We start from the raw sequence: 17,083 nt of genomic DNA, 5'->3' as shown, positions 1-17,083 counted from the left end.
GTTGTTGCCGTCATTCCCGCCAACACGGGAATGACGGCGTCAAAGGCAATAGCGCCCTCACCCCATTGCCGCAGCCTGCTCCAGCTCCACCCGCAGCGTCTTGACCAGTTCGCCGCGCGCCACCTCGAACTGGTCCTCGCGGCGCAGGTCCTTCACCGTCACCACGCCGCGGGCGAGCTCGTCCTCGCCCAGCACCACCACGAAGCGGATGCCGGCGCGGTCGGCGTACTTGAACTGCTTGCCCAGCTTGCCGCCTTCCAGCACCACCTCGGTGGCGATGCCGGCGCCGCGCAGCTCGCCGGCCAGCGCGAGATAGGCCGGCAGCTGCGCCTCGTCCATCTGGGTCACCAGCACGTCGACGGTGCTCTTCGCCGTGTCGATCAGGCCGGCGTCGCGCAGCTGCCAGTAGAGCCGGGTCAGGCCGATCGAGATGCCGACGCCGGGCAGGTGCGACTTGGTGTACTGGCCGGCCAGGTTCTCGTAGCGGCCGCCGGAGCAGATCGAGCCGATCTGCGGGTGGTCGTTCAGCGTGGTCTCGTAGACCGTGCCGGTGTAGTAGTCGAGGCCGCGGGCGATCGACAGGTTCAGCGCGTAATGTGTTTCCGGCACGCCGAACGCGTGGATCAGACCGAGCACTTCCTTCAGCTCGTTGCGGCCCTGCTCCATCGCTTCCGGGCCGGCGCCCAGCGCATCGAGCTTGTCGAACGCGTCCTGCAGCGAGGTCGAGCGCACCTGCACGAAGGCGAGGATGCTGGTGGCAACCTCGGTGCTCAAGCCGAACGCTTCGCCGGTCAGCGTGTCGCGCACGTAGTCGGCGCCGCGCTTGTCCAGCTTGTCCACCTCGCGCAGCACCAGCATCTGCTGCTCGCCGTCGACGATGCCCAGGCTCTCGAAGTAGCCGCGCATCAGCTTGCGGTTGTTGAGCTGGATGGTGAACGGGCCGATCGCCAGTTCGCGGAACACGCTGTAGATCACCGCCGGGATCTCGGCGTCGTAGCGCACCGACAATGAGTCCTTGCCGATCACGTCGATGTCGCACTGGTAGAACTCGCGGAAGCGCCCGCGCTGCGCGCGTTCGCCGCGGTACACCTTCTGCATCTGGTAGCGGCGGAACGGGAAGCTGAGGTCGCGCTCGTGCTCGGCCACGTAACGCGCCAGCGGCACGGTGAGGTCGAAGCGCAGCGCCAGTTCGGGCATGCCCTCATCGGCCTTGCCCAGCGCCCCGGTGGACTGCACGAAGTACACCTGCCGCTCGGTCTCCCCGCCGCTCTTGGTCAGCAGCACGTCGGAGTATTCGATCACCGGCGTCTCGATGGCGAGAAAGCCGAAACGCTCGTAATTGCGACGGATCACGTCGAGCATGCGCTGGAACGCGATCTGGTCGAGCGGCAACAGCTCGAGCACGCCGGGCATGGTGCGGGCCGGGGTAAGCGCCATGGAATCCTCTGCTGACGATGGGACGGGTCGCCGTGCGAGCGACAGCGACGGCAGCCGTCAAGATTAGCAGAACGAGGCGATTTCCCCCGCGTGCACGCGGGGGCCGCGACGCAGCCGGGGCCGCCTTCCCGCCGCAACCAACACTTGGCGAACCGCCTCGCACGCTGCTAAGATGCGCCGCTCACGTGGGGCGGTAGCTCAGCTGGGAGAGCGTCGCGTTCGCAATGCGAAGGTCGTGGGTTCGATCCCCATCCGCTCCACCACGTCATGCAAGAGGCCGGATCGTCCGCAAGCGAGGGCGCCGGCCTTTTTCCTGTCCGGCCCGCACAGGCGTACCATCGGCCCCGACCAGCTCCGCGTCGGGGCGGTGCGCGCAAAAGCATGACGGGGACCGGATCATCCTTTGCCGAAGGTTCGACGGACGCCCTGTTCGCCGAGGTCTACGCGCGCCTCAAGGCGATGGCCGCCCGGCAACTGAATCGACGCCAGGGGGCCACGCTGGACACCACCGAGCTGGTGCACGAGCTGTACCTGCGCATCGGCCAGAACGAGGCACTGCACTTCGAACACCCGGCGCAGTTCTTCAGTTACGCCGCGCGTGCCATGCGCCACCTGCTGACCAACCGCGCCCGTGACCGGCTGCGCCTGCGCGCCGGCGGTCAATGGATGAAGGTCACCCTGGACGAGGACGATGTCCGGCTCGCGCTGGATACGGCCGCCCAGGCGCTGACGCTGGATGCCGCGCTGAACGCGCTGGAACAGACCGATGCGCGCGCCGCCCGAGTGGTGGAGCTGCACTATTTCGCCGGGCTGGGCCTGCAGCAGATCGCCGACACCCTCGGCCTGGCGCGGCGCACGATCGACCGCGACTGGCGCTTCGCCCGCGCCTTCCTCAAGGCGCACATGGACTGAGCCGGTCACGTCGCAATCGGGCGCGCAGCGGGGTTAAACGCAGGCAGGTCATTCGGCAAGGGCGCTCCACGTGGACTCCACACCGACATTGCGCGAGTTGTTCGAAACAGCGCTGCAGTTGAGCGGCGCCGCGCGCATGGACTGGCTGGCCGCGCACTGCCTCGACCCGCAACAGCGTGAAGAGATCGAACGCATGCTCAGCGCCGACACCGCCGACGACGACTGGCTGCCCGGCGACGCCGTCGACGCGGCGCGCGTGATCGGCGAGGCCGGTGTCGCCGCGGCGATGCCGCCGGGCAGCCGGATCAACGCGTTCGAACTGATCGAGGTGCTGGGCGAAGGCGGCTCCTCCACCGTGTTCCGCGCCGCGCGCCAGGAGGCCGGGGTGCGCCAGGAGGTCGCCCTCAAGCTGCTGGCGCGCGGCCTTTACACGCCGGCTGCGCGCGACCAGTTCCGGCGCGAGCGCGAGGCGCTGGCGCGGTTGCGCCATCCGGGCATCGCGCGGCTGATCGAGGGCGGCATCACCGAACAGGGGCTGGCCTATATCGTGCTGGAACTGGTCGATGGCGTGCCGATCACCGACTACGCGCGCGATCGCCGCCTGCCACTGCGCCCGCGTCTGCTGCTGTTCCTGAAGGTGTGCCGCGCAGTGGCCGCAGCACATCGCGCGCTGATCGTGCATCGCGACCTGAAGCCTTCCAACGTGCTGGTCACCACCGACGGCGAGGTGAAGCTGCTCGACTTCGGCATCGCCAAGCTGCTCGACGACCGCACCGATGGCGCCACCCGTACCCAGCACCGCGCGCTCACGCCGGCCTATGCCGCGCCGGAGCAGTTCTCCCGCGAACCAGTGACCACAGCCACGGATGTCTATGCGCTCGGCGTCCTGCTCGACGAACTGCTGTCGGGCCGGCGACGGACTGCCGGCGAGACCGGCCCGCCGTCCACGCGTTCGGACGCCGTCTCGCGCAGGAGCAACTCGCGCACCGCGCGAGCATGGCGGCGCCAGTTGCGTGGCGACCTCGACAACATCGTGCGGATGGCCACCGCCACCGACGCAGAGCGCCGCTATGCCTCGGCCGGCACGCTCGCGGACGACATCGAACGCCACCTCGATCACCTGCCGGTGCTGGCGCATCCGCCCTCGCCCTGGTATCGGGCCGGCAAGTTCATCGACCGCCATCGCGGCGGCGTGGCGATCATGACGGTGCTTGTGCTCGCCGTGCTCGTCTCGCTCTCCACCGCGCTGTGGCAGGCGCACGTTGCGCGCCGGCAAGCCATCCGCGCGACCATGATGCGCGACTTCGTCGAGGACCTGTTCGCACCGATCCAGTACGGCGTTGCCCCCGCGAAGCAGCCCAGTCTCGGCGAGCTGCTGGCGCGCGGCGTGGCAAAGCTCGACCACTCGCCGCAACTGGACGACGCCGGTCGCGTGGACCTGCTGGCGATGTTCTCGCGCCTGTACGAGAACCTCGGCGAACCCGCGCAGTCGCGCAGGCTCGCAGACCGGGCCGTTGCCCTGTCCGCGCGGGCGCTGGCGCCCACTGACATCGAGGCGATCCGCGCGCTCACCGCACGCGGTTACGCCGAGGTGCGCACGGAGGATTTCGCGGCCGGCGGTGCCGACCTGCGCCTGGCCCGCCGGCGCATGCGCGCGCAAGGCATCCATGGCGAGGACCTGATCCGCCTGCTCGGCCCGCTGGCCGCGGTCGAGAACAGCGAAGGGCATGCCGACGCCGCGCTGCAACTCTCCCGCGAAGCGCTGTCGGAGCGGATCGCCACCTGGGGACCGGACGACGCCCGCGTCGGCATCGGCTACAACGACGTCGCCTCCGCACTGGAAGGCCTGGCGCGCTACGACGAGGCGATCCCGATGTGGCGCAAGACCCTGCAGTTCGAACTCGCGTATTTCGGCCCGTCCAGCAACGAGTCCACGCTGGCGCTGGCCGGCCTGGCCTCGTCCGAATATCGCGCCGGCGACTGGGCGCAGGCGCACCGGCATTTCACGCAAGCGCTGGCACTGTACACGCGCCATGGCGGCCAGCCGCAACTCACCCAGGTGTACGCGGCGCAGAAGGCGTGCGTGCTGGAAGGGTTGCGCGCCGATCGTGCCGCTGCGCAGGCGCGTTGCCGCCAGGCGCAAGCATGGTCGGCGGACGGTTTCGGAGAAACCAGTGCGCTGCATGGCGATTCGCTCGAAGCCACCGCGTTCGGCCTGGAGGAAGCCGGCGATCTGGCCGGTGCGCGCGAATTGTTTGCCGCCGCGCGCCAACGCTACGGCGACAGCCCGGCCAATCGCATGCGGGTCGGCCGCATCGACAGCGAACTGGCCGGCATCGACCTGCTGGAGGGCCATCCCGAACAGGCACGCACACTGCTGCCGGCGGCGATCGCCGGCCTGCGCACGCGTTCCTGGCCGATGCCTCCGCTGATCGCCGAGGCACGCTTGCTGCTCGCCTGCACCGAGGCTCCCGGCGCGGGGTGTCCCGACGATCTCCAGGCCAGCGTCGATCGCGACGTGGCTGCCGCCGCTTCGCGCCACGACCCGCAGCTGCTGTGGGTGCATACGCTGCGCGCCCGGGTCGAACTGCTGCGCGGCGAACCGGAGCTGGCCAGGACCGAGCTGGCCACCGCGATCGCCAACGCCGCCCGCGAATTGCCACCGGCCCATCCACGCCAGCTTGCCGCGCAGCTGTGGCTCGCCATTGCAACGGCGCGCACGGGCGATTGCGCCGCGGCATCGGCCAGGGCACGGGCGGCCAGCACGATCATCGAAGCGAACCGGCTTGCCGCCCATCCCGGGCTCGCCGGCCCGCAGGCGATGCTGCGTCAACCCATCGCCACCTGCGTCGCCTTGCCGAACTGACGGGAAACCCGTCACCTCCTCGGCAACCCGCTGTCCACATGGTTCACGCGCCTGGTCTGGCGCATGTCGCAATTGCCGCCGCGTCGGTGTTCTGCGCAGTGTCCACCCGCGCAAGGGGCGCGCGTGCGCACGAGCTACCAGGGAGGTCGACCATCATGTTTCATCATCACGCGATCCATGCGGCCGCGCGGCAGCTGGCTGCCGTGGCTGCACTCTTGCTGCTCGCGTTTGCCGGCATGGCGTCGGCCCAGGACAGCCGACCGGCGCCGGCATCAGCAGACAACGCCGTCACCGCCGACCCGTCCGGCTGGCTGCAGACCAGCACGCCCAGCGGCCGCATCGACATCGACAACCCGTTCTTCGCCAGCCTCGGCAGCAACGGGCGCTCGTGCGACTCCTGCCATCGCCAGGCGGAGGGCTGGACGATCTCCGCCGCCGAGGTGCGTGAACGCTTCCGGCAGAGCAACGGCACCGACCCGATCTTCGCCCTGGTCGACGGCGCCGTTTCGCCGCTTGCGGACGTTTCCAGCGTCTACGCGCGGCGCATCGCCTACGCCATGCTGCTCAAGCGCGGCGTGCTGCGCATCGGCATGCCGATGCCGGCGCACGCCGAGTTCAGACTCACTGCCGTGGACGATCCCTACGGCTACGCCAGCGCGCGCGAGTTGTCGCTGTTTCGCCGCCCGCTGCCAGCCACCAATCTGATCTGGGACACCGCAGTGATGTGGGACGGACGCGAGACCTTTGCCCCGTTCAAGCCGCCGATGGATGCCGGCATCGACATCGGCGACATCGACGCCAGCCTGGCCTCGCAGGCGCGCGATGCCATCCTCGGCCACGAGCAGGCGGGCAGCGTGCCGGATGCCGCCGTCATCGACCGGATCGTCGAGTTCGAATCGCACCTGTTCACCGCGCAGTCGATCGACCGGCAGGCCGGGCGCCTCAACGACGACGGCGGCATGGGCGGGGCCAGCATCCTGGGCCAACAGCGCTTCTGGGTCGGCATCAACGACACTTTCGACAACGATCCCTCCGGAGAACCGTTCGACCCGCGCGCCATGCGCCTGTTCGACAGCTGGAACGATCCGCGCGCGTCACTGAGCCGCGACCCGCGCGATCGCGCACGCGCCGCGATCGCCCGCGGCGAGCAGTTGTTCAACCACATGCCGATCGACATCAGCGGCGTGGCCGGCCTCAACGACGTCACCGGCGTGCCGGTCATCCACGGCAGCTGCAGCAGTTGCCACAACGCGCCGAACATAGGCAACCACTCGGTGGCATTGCCGGTAAATATCGGCATTGCCGACGCCAGCCGGCGCACGCCGGATCTGCCGCTGTACACGCTGACCCGCTACAGCACCGGCGAGGTGGTGCGCACCACCGACCCGGGCCTGGCCATGCTGACCGGCAAGTGGGCCGACATCGGCAAGTTCAAGGGACCGATCCTGCGCGGCCTGGCCGCCCGCGCGCCGTACTTCCACAACGGTTCGGCGGCGACGTTGATGGACGTGGTCGATTTCTACGACAGCCGCTTCAACATCGGCATGAGCGCCGGGCAGAAAAGCGATCTGGTGGCATTCCTTTCGGCGTTGTGAAAGCCGGCCGGCAACTCAGCGGCTCGACGTCGCGGGCTGCGCCGAGCCAAGTCGTTGTGCGACGGCGGGACTGAGGCCGCGCATGAAGCGTTCGACGGCATCGGTGTAATCCGAAGGCAAGCCGAGTTCGGCATTGATCCGCCCATGCGAGAGGCCTTCCTCCAGCACGCGAGCCTCTCCACCGAAAGACTTCGCCTTGCGCACGAAATCGTGCGCACGCGGGCAGGACTCCCGCCGCTCGCTGGAGCACACCGCCAGAAACGGCGCCATGCGGCCACGCATCTGCTGGTACGGCGATGCCGCCAGCCAATCGGCGGGCTGCGAACCGAAGGCATCGTCGTACAGGCGCGGGTGCCGGCCCTGCATGATCTGCACGACATCCAGCGCGGCGCTGTCCAGCGAGACCGTGCCCAGCCAGGGCTGCGCGCCCTGCTCGCGCGCCAGCGCCGGTTCGGCACTCAGCAGGGCCACCAGATGCGCGCCGGCCGAATGCCCCATCAGGATGAACGCGCGAGGAGCGGCTCCCCAGCTCTGTGCCTTGCGTTGCGCCAGTGCCAGCGCGCGGGCCACATCCTGCGCCTGCTGCAGCGGCGTTGCATCCGGCAGCAACCGGTAGTTCGCCGAAATGACCACGAAGCCGCGCGGCAACCAGCGATCGACCTTGTTCTGGACCACGCCACGCGCCGCCTTGTCGCCACGCCGCCAACCGCCACCGTGCACCATGAAGATCACCGGTGCTGCGCTGGCATGCGCCGGCAGATACACATCGAAACGCTGGCGCGGATCGCTGCCGTAGGCCACGTCCTGCACCAACCGTGCGCCCGGCGGCAAGTTCACCGGCCCGCGCGATTCGTGCTGCGCCGTTGCACCATGCCGCTGCAACAGCCGCTCGCGCAACGCACCGGATTGTGCCGTCGCCACCAACGGCAACAGCACCAGGCTCATCCATGCGAACGATTGGAACGCCAAACGAAAGTTGCGACCCATCATCCTCTCCCGGAAGCCACGAAGCCAAAACTCTCGCGCGCCACGCCGGCGCACGTCGCCCGCCTTCAACGGATCGCGAGCACCCGGGTTGACTCGCCGCACGCGGCACGGCCCCTCAGTCCCGTTCCCGGGCAGACGGGGCCGTCGCTGCAATCGGCATCCGGTGCGGGGCGGGCCAAGGACCAGTGCCCGCATACAAAAAACCCATCAGGCGAATCACTCGCCTGATGGGTTTGCATTGGTGGAGGTGGCGGGAGTCGAACCCGCGTCCGAAGGCGTTCAATGCCCGGATCTACATGCTTAGCTCACCGTTCGATCTCGTTTCGCGACAAGCACGGCGGGCAAAGCGCACCGCGAAACCAGCCTGATTGATCTTGCCTACGACCGCCAGGCGACAGTCTTCGGCGATCTCATGATAATGACCCTACACCGACGAGCATGAGCACAAGTGGGTTCGGGGCTTACGCCTTAAGCGGCGAGAGCGTAGTTGTCGTCGTTGGCAACTATGAGTTTGCTGCTGGATTAACGAGGAAAGCTGCCCCCTCGGCATGCACCAAGCCATCTCACTGCCCCCGTCGAAGCCAGAACACCCCCGGGGAAAATGGTGACTCGCGCGAAGTATATGGGTCCGTCGCCGGCAACCGCAATCGAGGCTGGCGCCGTTCGCGCGATCCGTTCATGTCCGGCCGCGCGGTCTTGACGGGGACGCATCGGCAAGCGCCTTGCCGGGGGCCATTTCGAAGCGCGAACCTCGCTTCCATGGCAGGTCCGATTCGGCGGAGTGTTGTTCAGGCGCGAGGGCAACGTCTATACTTGCGCGGTTGCATCACCCAAGTCGCCGTACCAGTGGGAATGAACTCGATGACTCGATTGCACATGCTTGGCCTCGTTGCGGCCACGGCTCTTTTCGCTGCAACCAGCGCCCATGCCGAAGGCGACAAGGCCGCCGGTCGCAAGCTGGTGTACACCTGCGCCGGCTGCCATGGCGTGCCCGGCTACACCAATGCCTATCCGCAATACCCGGTGCCGAAGATCGCCGGCCAGAACGAGCAATACATCGTCAACGCGCTGCATGGCTACCAGAGTGGCGACCGCAAGCATCCGACCATGGATGCGCAGGCGCAGAGCCTGTCCGACACGGACATCCAGGACATCGCCGCCTATCTTTCCAGCCTCGCCAAGTAATCGCCAAGGATCTTCCGCATGAACCGTGTGCTTACCCTGATCTCCTTCGGCGCCGTGCTGGCATTCGCTTCCACCGCAGCGCTCGCCAACGGCAATGCCGCCAACGGCAAGACGAAGGCCGCCACCTGTTTCGCCTGCCACGGCACGGACGGCAACTCGGTCGATCCGCAATACCCGCGGCTGGCCGGCCAGTACAACCTTTATCTGCAGCAGGTCCTGCACGAGTACAAGAGCGGCCAGCGCGACAATCCGATCATGAAGGGCATGGTGGCCACGCTGTCCGACCAGGACATCGAAGACATCTCGGCCTACTTCTCCAGCCTGCCCGGCAAGCTGGACACGCTGAAAGGTCATATCGGCGGTGACAACTGAAGCTCGCCGACGTGGCAACAAGAGGCCCGCCATGCGGGCCTTTTTGTTGACTGCGGGATAGGCGGGCCCGGATTCAGGCCATCGCCGACTTGCCTTCGTGCCGGCTGTAGTACGGTTTCTCGCCGCCGGAGTGATCGGTGGCGTCGCGCACCGCGGTGACTTCGGGGACCTGCTCGCGCAAGGTCTTTTCCACACCTTGCTTCAAGGTGACATCGACCATGCCGCAGCCATGGCAGCCGCCGCCGAACTGCAGCACCACCGCGCCATCGGCATCGACTTCCAGCAAGGTCACCCGCCCGCCATGCGACGCCAGCCGCGGATTGATCTCCGCCTCGATCACGTAGCGCACGCGCTCGATCACGCCGGCATCCACGCCGGGCACGTGCCCCTTGATCTTCGGCGCGCGGATGTTGAGCTGGCCGCCGGTGGCGTTGGGCTCGAAGTCGATGCTGGCCTGGTCCAGCCAGCTGGCGCTGTCGCCATCGACATGGAACTCGAAACCGGCGCACTCGATCGTCCATTCGCCACCTGCCAGATCGGCAGGCTCGCAGAACTCCAGCTCGCAGTTGGCCGCCGGCGTGCCCGGCGCCGTGACCCGCAGGCGAATGCCCAGCCCCTCGATGCCTTGCTGGTCAAGCAGGCGCAGGAAGTGCTGCTGCGCCCGCGGGGAAATGTCGATCATGCCTGGCTCCGCTGTTCATGGACCGGGGGCGGCGAGCCCTCACCGGTGAATCAGCACCATTTTAGTCCAGTTTCGAGTCCAATGGCTGGCGTCGCCATGCGCTTTGACTTTTCGCGTGCCAGCTTCGACCCTTCCCTTCTCACTTCAAACCTGCATGGAGCCTTGCGATGAACGCCACCGAACTGTCGAACCAGCACTGCCAACCGCGCAAGGGCAAGCAGCACGCGCTCGCTGCCGAGGAAGCCGCCAAGCTCCTGCGCGCATTGCCGGGCTGGCAACTGCGCGAGGACGGCAAGGCCATCGTCAAGGATTTCAAGTTCGAGGATTTCCACCGCACCCTGGGCTTCATCAATGCCGTGGGCTTCATGGCCAACCACGAGGATCACCACCCGGACATCGAAGCAGGCTACGGCCATTGCCAGCTGTTGTGGTCGACCCACGACGTGGGCGGGCTGTCGATGAACGACTTCATCTGCGCCGCGCGGGTCGACGCCCTGCTGGCGCGGTGATCAGAAGTCGGTACGCGACTTCTCGCGGGTATAGACCAGCCGCTTGCCCTTGACGGCCAGCGTGTCGAGGAAATCCTTCAGGTCCGCCGGCAGCGGCGCCGAGAAACTGTAGGAACGCCCGTCGAGGTCGAAGCTCAGGTGGGCCGCATGCAGGAACATCCGGTGCAGCCCCATCTCGCGGTAGCGCTTGTTCATCTCGCGATCGCCGTACTTCGGGTCGCCAGCCAGCGGATGGCCGATGTGCGCTGCATGCACGCGAATCTGGTGGGTGCGGCCGGTTCCCAGGGTGGCCTGCATCAGGCGCGCGCTGGGGTACTGCTCCATTTCGCGGAAGAAAGTCAGCGACGGCTTGCCGCTCTCGGCCACCCGCACCATGCGCTCGCCGCCCTGCATGATCGACTTCAGCAGCGGCGCATTGACATCGAACTTGGCCTTGGCCGGGTGCCCCAGCATCAAACACAGGTACTGCTTGGTGACCTCGCCGGCCCGGATCGCCGCCTGCAGCCCGGTCAGCCCCGCCCGGGTACGGGCAAACACCAACACACCGCTGGTATCGCGGTCGAGCCGATGCACCAGTTCCAGGTGTTCCTGCGGACGCGCCGCGCGCAGCAGCTCGATCGCCCCATGGCTGATCCCGCTGCCGCCGTGGCTGGCCACGCCGGCCGGCTTGTCGATGACCAGGAAATGCTTGTCCTCGAAGATGACCGCCTCGGCGACCTCGGCCACCTGTCCCTCGGCCGGCCCCCGACCCTCGACCTTGTCGGCCACCCGCACCGGCGGGATACGCAGCGTATCACCGTCAGCGAGACGCGTATCGGGTTTGGCCCGTTTCCCGTTCACGCGCACCTGTCCGGTGCGCAACAGTCGGTAAATCATGCTCTTGGGTACGCCCTTGAGCAGGGTCACCAGGGCGTTGTCGATGCGCTGCCCGTCGCGCTCCGGGCCGATCTCGACTTGACGTACACCGTGAGGTGCGTCCCGGGAAGTTGCCGTCTGCATTGAAAAAAACCTGCTTAGATAGGATACTCGCCGGGCGCTGGTTTCCATCCGTCTGTTGCCTGGATCGGGTGGAGTGCCCGCCCGTGACGTCGGCGAGGATTGCGCCGGTTGCCCTTGGGGTAGCCGGTCGCGGCTCCCTTTCATCGTAACGGTTTGGGCTGGTGTTTGTCCGTTGCCATACGGCATTGCGACAGCAGGCGCAGCTGACCGAATCATCCCCGACACCGGCAACGGTGCCGTTTTTTTGCCGCTTAACCGCTGCGGCGCGATTCCCGGCAGGCCGCCATTCCAGGCGCCACCGTGGCTCGCGACGCGCGGCCAAGCCGAGGATAACCACCATGAAACGCATGTTGATCAACGCGACTCAGCGTGAAGAGTTGCGCGTGGCCATTGTCGATGGCCAGAACCTGTACGACCTGGACATCGAAATCCCTTCGCGGGAGCAGAAAAAGTCCAATATCTACAAGGGCCGAATCACCCGGGTCGAGGCTTCGCTCGAGGCCTGCTTCGTCGAGTACGGCGCCGAGCGCCACGGCTTCCTGCCGCTGAAGGAAATCTCCCGCGAGTACTTCACGCCGGGCCTCGACCACCACAAGTCGAGCATCCGCGAGCTGGTCAAGGAAGGCCAGGAAGTGGTCGTGCAGGTGGAGAAGGAAGAGCGCGGCAACAAGGGCGCTGCGCTGACCACCTTCATCAGCTTGGCCGGCCGCTACATGGTGCTGATGCCGAACAACCCGAAAGCCGGCGGCGTGTCGCGCCGGATCGAGGGCGAGGACCGGCAGGCGCTGAAGGAGGCGCTGGACCACGTCACCGTGCCGGATGACGTCGGCCTGATCGTGCGTACCGCCGGCCTGGGCCGCGACGCCGAAGAACTGCAGTGGGACCTGGACTACCTGCTGACCCTGTGGAAGTCGATCTCCGAGGCGGCCGGCAAGCAGAAGGCGCCATTCCTGATCTACCAGGAATCCAAGCTGTTCATCCGTGCCCTGCGTGACTACCTGCGCAGCGACATCGGCGAGATCCTGATCGACGACGAGCCGCTGTTCAACGACGCGCGCGAGTTCATGCAGCAGGTAATGCCGAACGCATTGCGCAAGCTCAAGCTGTACCAGGACGACACCCCGCTGTTCACCCGCTACCAGATCGAGACGCAGATCGAAAGCGCGTTCGACCGCCAGGTGCGGCTGCCGTCGGGCGGCTCGATCGTGATCGACCAGACCGAGGCGCTGACCGCCATCGACGTCAACTCGTCGAAGGCGACCAAGGGCAGCGACATCGAGGAGACCGCGTTCAACACCAACTGCGAGGCCGCGGTGGAAGTGGCGCGCCAGGCGCGCATCCGCGATGCCGGCGGCCTGATCGTGATCGACTTCATCGACATGGACAGTCCGCGCCACCAGCGCGAGGTGGAGGATCGCCTGAAGGAAGCGCTGAAGCTCGATCGCGCCCGCGTGCAGGTCGGCCGGATCTCGCGTTTCGGCCTGCTCGAGATGTCGCGCCAGCGGCTGCGCCCCAGCCTCGGCGAAGCCACCCAGATCACCTGCCCGCGTTGCGAAGGCCACGGCCATATCCGCGGCGTGGAATCGCTGTCGCTGTCGACCCTGCGCCTGATCGAGGAACACGCAATGAAGGACAACACCGGCCAGGTGCTGGTGCAGGCTCCTTCGAGCGTGGTCAATTTCCTGCTCAACGAAAAGCGCGCCAGCGTGGTCGAGATCGAACTGCGCCACAAGGTGCACGTGATGATCGTCGCCGACGAAAAGCTCCAGACCCCGCACATCGAGATCCAGCGCATCCGCGAAGCGGACATGGGCGAGCACAGCAAGCCCAGCTACGAAATGCTCACCGCCGTGACCGCCACGGACTTGCCGAAGATGGGCCAGACCCTGGGCAGCGGCGAGCAGCCCGCCGTGAGCGGCATCGTGCCGGGCAGCCCTGCCCCGGTGCGCGAGGAAGTGCCGGCCCCGGTGGCGGCAACGCAGCCGGCGCCGCGACGCCCGATGCCTGCCCCGCGTGCTGCCGTCGCCGCTCCGACCGGCGGCCTGCTCTCGCGCCTGTTCGGCTGGTTCCGCAATGCCGAAGCCGCCGCGCCCACGCCCGCCCCGGCACCGACCAGCAGCGCACGCAATCGCCGCGAGGAGAACGGTCCGCGCAACGCCACGCGCGGCACGAATGGCACGCAGGCATCATCCGCCCGCCAGCCGCGCCGCGACTCGCCATCGCCGCAAAGCCAGAAGTCCGGCGCCCAGCAGCAAGCGCGCAACAATCGCCAACGCACCAACGAAGCGGCGTCGCGTTCGCCCGCTCAGCCGCAGAGCCAGAACGCGCGTGCCGAGCGGCAGGCCAGGCCCGCGCCGGCCGTCGAGTCCGCCGCCGCGTCACGCCCCGAGCGCGCACCGCAACAGCCGCGTCCGGAGCGGGCGCCGCGCGCCGAGCGTGCCGAGCGCGCGCCCATCGAGGCAACGGATGAGGCTGCCAAGGCCGCAGCCCTGCTCGCCGCCGGTGCCGCCGAAGTGGTTCCGACGGCGCCGGGCGAGAACGAGAATCCGACCGACTCGGCAGCCGAGGGTGATGCCGGCACGTCGCGTCGCCGCCGCGGCCGCCGTGGCGGCCGTCGCCGTCGCCGTCATGACGACACGACCGCCGTCGACGGTTCGCTGGATTCGACGCAAGCCGAAGCGCTGGACGACGAGGACCGCGACGAGCCCGGCAAGGCGCCGGCTACCGCCGACACCGTGACCGCCGCTGCGCGCCGCACGCCACGTCCCGCCGCGACGCCGGATGCGCTGGCCGCAGCATCGAAGGAGACGGAGTCGCACCACGCTCCGGCCCCTGCCGGCATCTCCGCCGTGACCGCACCTTCGTCGTCTGCACCGACGAGCGCGCGGGAACCGGCAACCGACAAGATCCTCTCGGCGACCGGCACCGTGCCTTCCGACAAGTCCATGGACAAGCCGGCTGTTGCCTTGCCCGCCGCCAGCTTCATCCTGCCGACGCTGCCGCCGATCCCCGATTCCGCTGCGCCATCGACCGATGCCGAACCGGCGCCGACCCAGGCCACCCTGTCCGCTACCGCGACGCCACCACGCAGTGCCGATACCCAGGTTCGGGTCGAGTCGCCGCCGCCGCGCCATGCTGATCGCGTCGCTGGTGATGCGACGTCCCTCCACCCGGAACCGGCGGTGGCCCAGACGGGGGCATCCAGCCTGCCCGCCGGCCCGCGGCCGACCGAATCGCCGGTTCGCGTGGCAATCGCTGCGGCACCGGTGGCCGCGCCATTGGCGACTCCGACGCCGGCCACCCCAGCGGCCGACACTGCCGACACCGTTCGGCCGACCACCGCGCCGGCGGCGCCTGTCGTCACGCCTGCCACGACACCGCTTGAGCCATCGACGGGCCCGACGACCCACGCGCAGGCACCGGTCGCCGCATCGTTGCCCAAGCAGGGCGACCTGCTCGCCTCATCCGGCAACGCGACGCCTCACGTCCAGGCAAGCGAAGCCGACAAACCGCGAGCGGAGCCGCGGCCGGAGGACGGTCGTTCGAGTGGTGAATCGCACGGCTGATTCAGCCTGGTGTCGAAACGAAAAAACCGGACGCGAGTCCGGTTTTTTTTGTGCCCGGAATCCGGTACCGGCGGTCAGCCGGACCGAACCGCGCTCAATTGCCGACGTGATGGCTGGGCGTGTCGATCAGGCCATGCACGGTCATCAGATGCGCAAGGCTGAGCACATGATCCACCTGCAACTTCTCCATCAGGCGCTGCTTGTAGGTGGAGACGGTTTTCGGGCTCAGGTTGAGCTGCTCGCCGATGATCGTGAGCGGCTTGCCGCGCACCAGCATCATGGCCACTTCCAGCTCCCGGCTGGAGAGCGCATCGAACGGCGAGACGCTGCCGTCGAGCGTGGCCAACGCAAGTTGCTGAGCCACCGCCGGGGCCAGGTAGCGGCGCCCGCCAGCCACCTGTCGCACGGCCGCCACCAGCTCGTCCGCGTTGCAACCCTTGGTCAGGTAACCCAGCGCGCCGGCATCGAGCAGGCGCTTGGGGAAACGCGCGTCGTCGACCACGGTCACGATGACGATGTGGGTCGACAGCTTGGATCGGTTCACCCGTTCGGTGAGCTCGATCCCGCTCATCCCGGGCATGTGCACGTCCACCAGGGCGATGTCCGGCGACAGGTTGCGAATCAGGCGCAAGCCTTCTTCCGCACTGCCCGCCTCGCCGCTGACCTCGATGTCCGGCTGCTGTTTCAGGATCATCTGAAAGCCGGTGCGCACCAGCTCATGATCGTCCACCAGGACCACACTGATCACGTGACGCCCTCCTTGGTTGGGTTGTTTGAAAGTAGGCCGGCCGCCACCCCATTGCAAGCGGCCGGCACAGATTCTTGCACTGAACTGCACCGACCGCGCGCGCCCGCCAATCAGGCCCCTGTACAGCGGGTGTCGAGGGCCGGATGCATCCCCTGACCGTCGTCCGCCTTCGCGAAACGGGCCAGCACGACATGCCCGCGCGCACCCGCCATCTCGACGCGGACCGGCTGGCGCGAACGCCGGTGTTCGTCACGCGCAACGGTTCGCGCCAGTTCGATCGCCTGCCGCAGCGGCAACTGGCTGAACAGTGCGGCATCGTGCCGACACACGCTCCAGCCGTATCCCGAGCAGCGCAGCGAAATCGTCAGCATGCAGCCATCCCCTTGCATGACGCCGGACATCAGCCCCTAACCCTCATCCCCGCAAACGCAGGCAGGATGGCACGCCAGTCCGCTGCCGATATGTCGGTGCAATCCTACGGAAGCTGTGCGGAAACTCGCCGTGCACATGCCTGGAACGATCGAGATGCAAGCGCCATGGCCCACGCAGCCATCGAACGAAAAAGCCGCCTTGCGGCGGCTGTTCGCGATCCTGGCCGCAGATGGCCAAGGTCAGGGTTGGTGCCAAGGGGGGCATCACAATGTAAGGAATACCAAAGCTTTCGAGACACCACAAGGAAAGTTACTCTCAAAGTTACTCACACCAAGCTGCTATTTCCCTGTTTCTTGGAAGAAGGCCCACGCGGCAGAAATCAGAGGGACGGTCGGGTCCTTTCCGCAGTACTGCTTGATCCATTCCTCCATCCCCGGAAAGTCAGTTGCGATCTCTCGCCCACGCTGCGCACTCACACCAGAGGCAAAGCCGGCGAGCCAATGGGTGTAGGCGTCGGAAACCCCAGGGCGCTGCCACTGTGAGCGGCTCTGCAAGTAGGAGCCGCAAGACGCCTGTCCAAGACCGAAAACTGTCGATAGCCCGGCTTTCGCTTTGGCGGTCGCATAGGTGAATGTCACGACACATCCGATCCGGGGCGCGCTGGCGTACGTCACCCTGCCCTCAGGACCTGTGCATCGATACACGGCCGCCGCTTCTGAACTCGCCTGTCCACCGCCATGCTCAGCCGCGTTTGCCATAGAAGCCACCATGAAAACGAAAAAGACGATCGCGTATTTCATGGATTCCCTCGTCCATCCGGCCATTTCCACTCCTTTCTACTTTGCAAATTCGG

The 17,083-nt window shown here is 67.3% G+C and carries 14 protein-coding genes, 1 tRNA gene and 1 other RNA gene; 8 read left to right on the top strand and 8 right to left on the bottom strand.

What is annotated here, in order from left to right; all coding sequences use genetic code 11:
- Positions 1 to 57: 57 nt before the first annotated feature.
- Positions 58 to 1,437 carry a histidine--tRNA ligase gene (gene hisS / locus ACVCL9_RS04400; RefSeq protein WP_447098986.1) on the bottom strand — a complete coding sequence of 460 codons (1,380 nt, stop codon included), beginning with the start codon at positions 1,435 to 1,437 and terminating at the stop codon, positions 58 to 60.
- A 187-nt stretch (positions 1,438 to 1,624) separates the two neighbouring features.
- Between hisS and ACVCL9_RS04395 the strand changes: the two genes are divergently transcribed.
- The 4 genes from ACVCL9_RS04395 (at position 1,625) to ACVCL9_RS04380 (ending at position 6,810) form a co-directional block, all read left to right on the top strand.
- Positions 1,625 to 1,700: transfer RNA gene (locus tag ACVCL9_RS04395), tRNA-Ala, on the top strand.
- A gap of 118 nt (positions 1,701 to 1,818) precedes the next feature.
- Positions 1,819 to 2,349 carry an ECF-type sigma factor gene (locus tag ACVCL9_RS04390; RefSeq protein WP_395118319.1) on the top strand — a complete coding sequence of 177 codons (531 nt, stop codon included), beginning with the start codon at positions 1,819 to 1,821 and terminating at the stop codon, positions 2,347 to 2,349.
- A 70-nt stretch (positions 2,350 to 2,419) separates the two neighbouring features.
- The gene (locus tag ACVCL9_RS04385) at positions 2,420 to 5,215 is read left to right on the top strand and encodes a protein kinase domain-containing protein (protein ID WP_447098987.1); all 2,796 of its coding nucleotides are present in this window, start codon (positions 2,420 to 2,422) and stop codon (positions 5,213 to 5,215) included.
- A gap of 155 nt (positions 5,216 to 5,370) precedes the next feature.
- Positions 5,371 to 6,810, top strand: a complete 1,440-nt coding sequence (locus tag ACVCL9_RS04380) for a c-type cytochrome (protein ID WP_447098988.1) — start codon at positions 5,371 to 5,373, stop codon at positions 6,808 to 6,810.
- Positions 6,811 to 6,825: 15 nt separating this feature from the next.
- Here ACVCL9_RS04380 and ACVCL9_RS04375 read toward each other — a convergent pair whose 3' ends face one another.
- Positions 6,826 to 7,797: an alpha/beta hydrolase gene (locus tag ACVCL9_RS04375; protein WP_447098989.1), complete on the bottom strand. Its 972-nt coding sequence runs from the start codon at positions 7,795 to 7,797 to the stop codon at positions 6,826 to 6,828.
- A gap of 239 nt (positions 7,798 to 8,036) precedes the next feature.
- Positions 8,037 to 8,391: a transfer-messenger RNA gene (gene ssrA, locus ACVCL9_RS04370) on the bottom strand.
- Between the two features lie 267 nt (positions 8,392 to 8,658).
- Here ssrA and ACVCL9_RS04365 point away from each other — a divergent pair.
- Complete coding sequence (locus tag ACVCL9_RS04365) at positions 8,659 to 8,982, top strand: c-type cytochrome (RefSeq protein WP_395118311.1); 324 nt, start codon at positions 8,659 to 8,661, stop codon at positions 8,980 to 8,982.
- 18 nt (positions 8,983 to 9,000) lie between these two features.
- Positions 9,001 to 9,354 carry a c-type cytochrome gene (locus tag ACVCL9_RS04360; RefSeq protein WP_395118309.1) on the top strand — a complete coding sequence of 118 codons (354 nt, stop codon included), beginning with the start codon at positions 9,001 to 9,003 and terminating at the stop codon, positions 9,352 to 9,354.
- Between the two features lie 73 nt (positions 9,355 to 9,427).
- Here the strand turns inward: ACVCL9_RS04360 and ACVCL9_RS04355 are convergent, their stop codons facing one another.
- Positions 9,428 to 10,036: an NfuA family Fe-S biogenesis protein gene (locus tag ACVCL9_RS04355; protein ID WP_395118307.1), complete on the bottom strand. Its 609-nt coding sequence runs from the start codon at positions 10,034 to 10,036 to the stop codon at positions 9,428 to 9,430.
- 167 nt (positions 10,037 to 10,203) lie between these two features.
- Between ACVCL9_RS04355 and ACVCL9_RS04350 the strand changes: the two genes are divergently transcribed.
- Positions 10,204 to 10,545, top strand: a complete 342-nt coding sequence (locus ACVCL9_RS04350) for a 4a-hydroxytetrahydrobiopterin dehydratase (protein WP_395118305.1) — start codon at positions 10,204 to 10,206, stop codon at positions 10,543 to 10,545.
- Here ACVCL9_RS04350 and ACVCL9_RS04345 read toward each other — a convergent pair whose 3' ends face one another.
- Positions 10,546 to 11,544, bottom strand: coding sequence for an RluA family pseudouridine synthase (locus tag ACVCL9_RS04345; RefSeq protein ID WP_447099457.1), 999 nt, complete (start codon positions 11,542 to 11,544; stop codon positions 10,546 to 10,548).
- A gap of 338 nt (positions 11,545 to 11,882) precedes the next feature.
- Here ACVCL9_RS04345 and ACVCL9_RS04340 point away from each other — a divergent pair, with 338 nt between their 5' ends.
- Complete coding sequence (locus tag ACVCL9_RS04340; RefSeq protein ID WP_447099458.1) at positions 11,883 to 15,110, top strand: Rne/Rng family ribonuclease; 3,228 nt, start codon at positions 11,883 to 11,885, stop codon at positions 15,108 to 15,110.
- A gap of 94 nt (positions 15,111 to 15,204) precedes the next feature.
- Here the strand turns inward: ACVCL9_RS04340 and ACVCL9_RS04335 are convergent, their stop codons facing one another.
- The 3 genes from ACVCL9_RS04335 to ACVCL9_RS04325 all read right to left on the bottom strand — a co-directional run bounded on the left by ACVCL9_RS04335 (position 15,205) and on the right by ACVCL9_RS04325 (position 17,030).
- Entirely contained in the window at positions 15,205 to 15,858 is a 654-nt protein-coding gene (locus tag ACVCL9_RS04335; protein WP_447098990.1) for a response regulator, read from the bottom strand.
- A gap of 110 nt (positions 15,859 to 15,968) precedes the next feature.
- A complete protein-coding gene (locus tag ACVCL9_RS04330; RefSeq protein WP_447098991.1) occupies positions 15,969 to 16,229 on the bottom strand; it encodes a hypothetical protein in 261 nt (86 codons plus the stop codon).
- Between the two features lie 339 nt (positions 16,230 to 16,568).
- Positions 16,569 to 17,030: a DUF4124 domain-containing protein gene (locus ACVCL9_RS04325; RefSeq protein ID WP_447098992.1), complete on the bottom strand. Its 462-nt coding sequence runs from the start codon at positions 17,028 to 17,030 to the stop codon at positions 16,569 to 16,571.
- Positions 17,031 to 17,083 lie beyond the last annotated feature (53 nt).

Source organism: Rhodanobacter sp. UC4438_H5, from assembly GCF_052978405.1.
The sequence above is the reverse complement of the archived record's forward strand: the minus strand, read 5'-3'. Positions and strand labels throughout refer to the sequence as shown.

Excerpts from the sequence above, each read along its gene's own strand:
- hisS (WP_447098986.1), bottom strand. The coding sequence starts at position 1,437 with ATGGCGCTTACCCCGGCCCGCACCATGCCCGGCGTGCTCGAGCTGTTG.
- ACVCL9_RS04390 (WP_395118319.1), top strand. The coding sequence starts at position 1,819 with ATGACGGGGACCGGATCATCCTTTGCCGAAGGTTCGACGGACGCCCTG.
- ACVCL9_RS04380 (WP_447098988.1), top strand. The coding sequence starts at position 5,371 with ATGTTTCATCATCACGCGATCCATGCGGCCGCGCGGCAGCTGGCTGCC.
- ACVCL9_RS04375 (WP_447098989.1), bottom strand. The coding sequence starts at position 7,797 with ATGGGTCGCAACTTTCGTTTGGCGTTCCAATCGTTCGCATGGATGAGC.
- ACVCL9_RS04365 (WP_395118311.1), top strand. The coding sequence starts at position 8,659 with ATGACTCGATTGCACATGCTTGGCCTCGTTGCGGCCACGGCTCTTTTC.
- ACVCL9_RS04360 (WP_395118309.1), top strand. The coding sequence starts at position 9,001 with ATGAACCGTGTGCTTACCCTGATCTCCTTCGGCGCCGTGCTGGCATTC.
- ACVCL9_RS04355 (WP_395118307.1), bottom strand. The coding sequence starts at position 10,036 with ATGATCGACATTTCCCCGCGGGCGCAGCAGCACTTCCTGCGCCTGCTT.
- ACVCL9_RS04350 (WP_395118305.1), top strand. The coding sequence starts at position 10,204 with ATGAACGCCACCGAACTGTCGAACCAGCACTGCCAACCGCGCAAGGGC.
- ACVCL9_RS04345 (WP_447099457.1), bottom strand. The coding sequence starts at position 11,544 with ATGCAGACGGCAACTTCCCGGGACGCACCTCACGGTGTACGTCAAGTC.
- ACVCL9_RS04340 (WP_447099458.1), top strand. The coding sequence starts at position 11,883 with ATGAAACGCATGTTGATCAACGCGACTCAGCGTGAAGAGTTGCGCGTG.
- ACVCL9_RS04330 (WP_447098991.1), bottom strand. The coding sequence starts at position 16,229 with ATGCTGACGATTTCGCTGCGCTGCTCGGGATACGGCTGGAGCGTGTGT.
- ACVCL9_RS04325 (WP_447098992.1), bottom strand. The coding sequence starts at position 17,030 with ATGAAATACGCGATCGTCTTTTTCGTTTTCATGGTGGCTTCTATGGCA.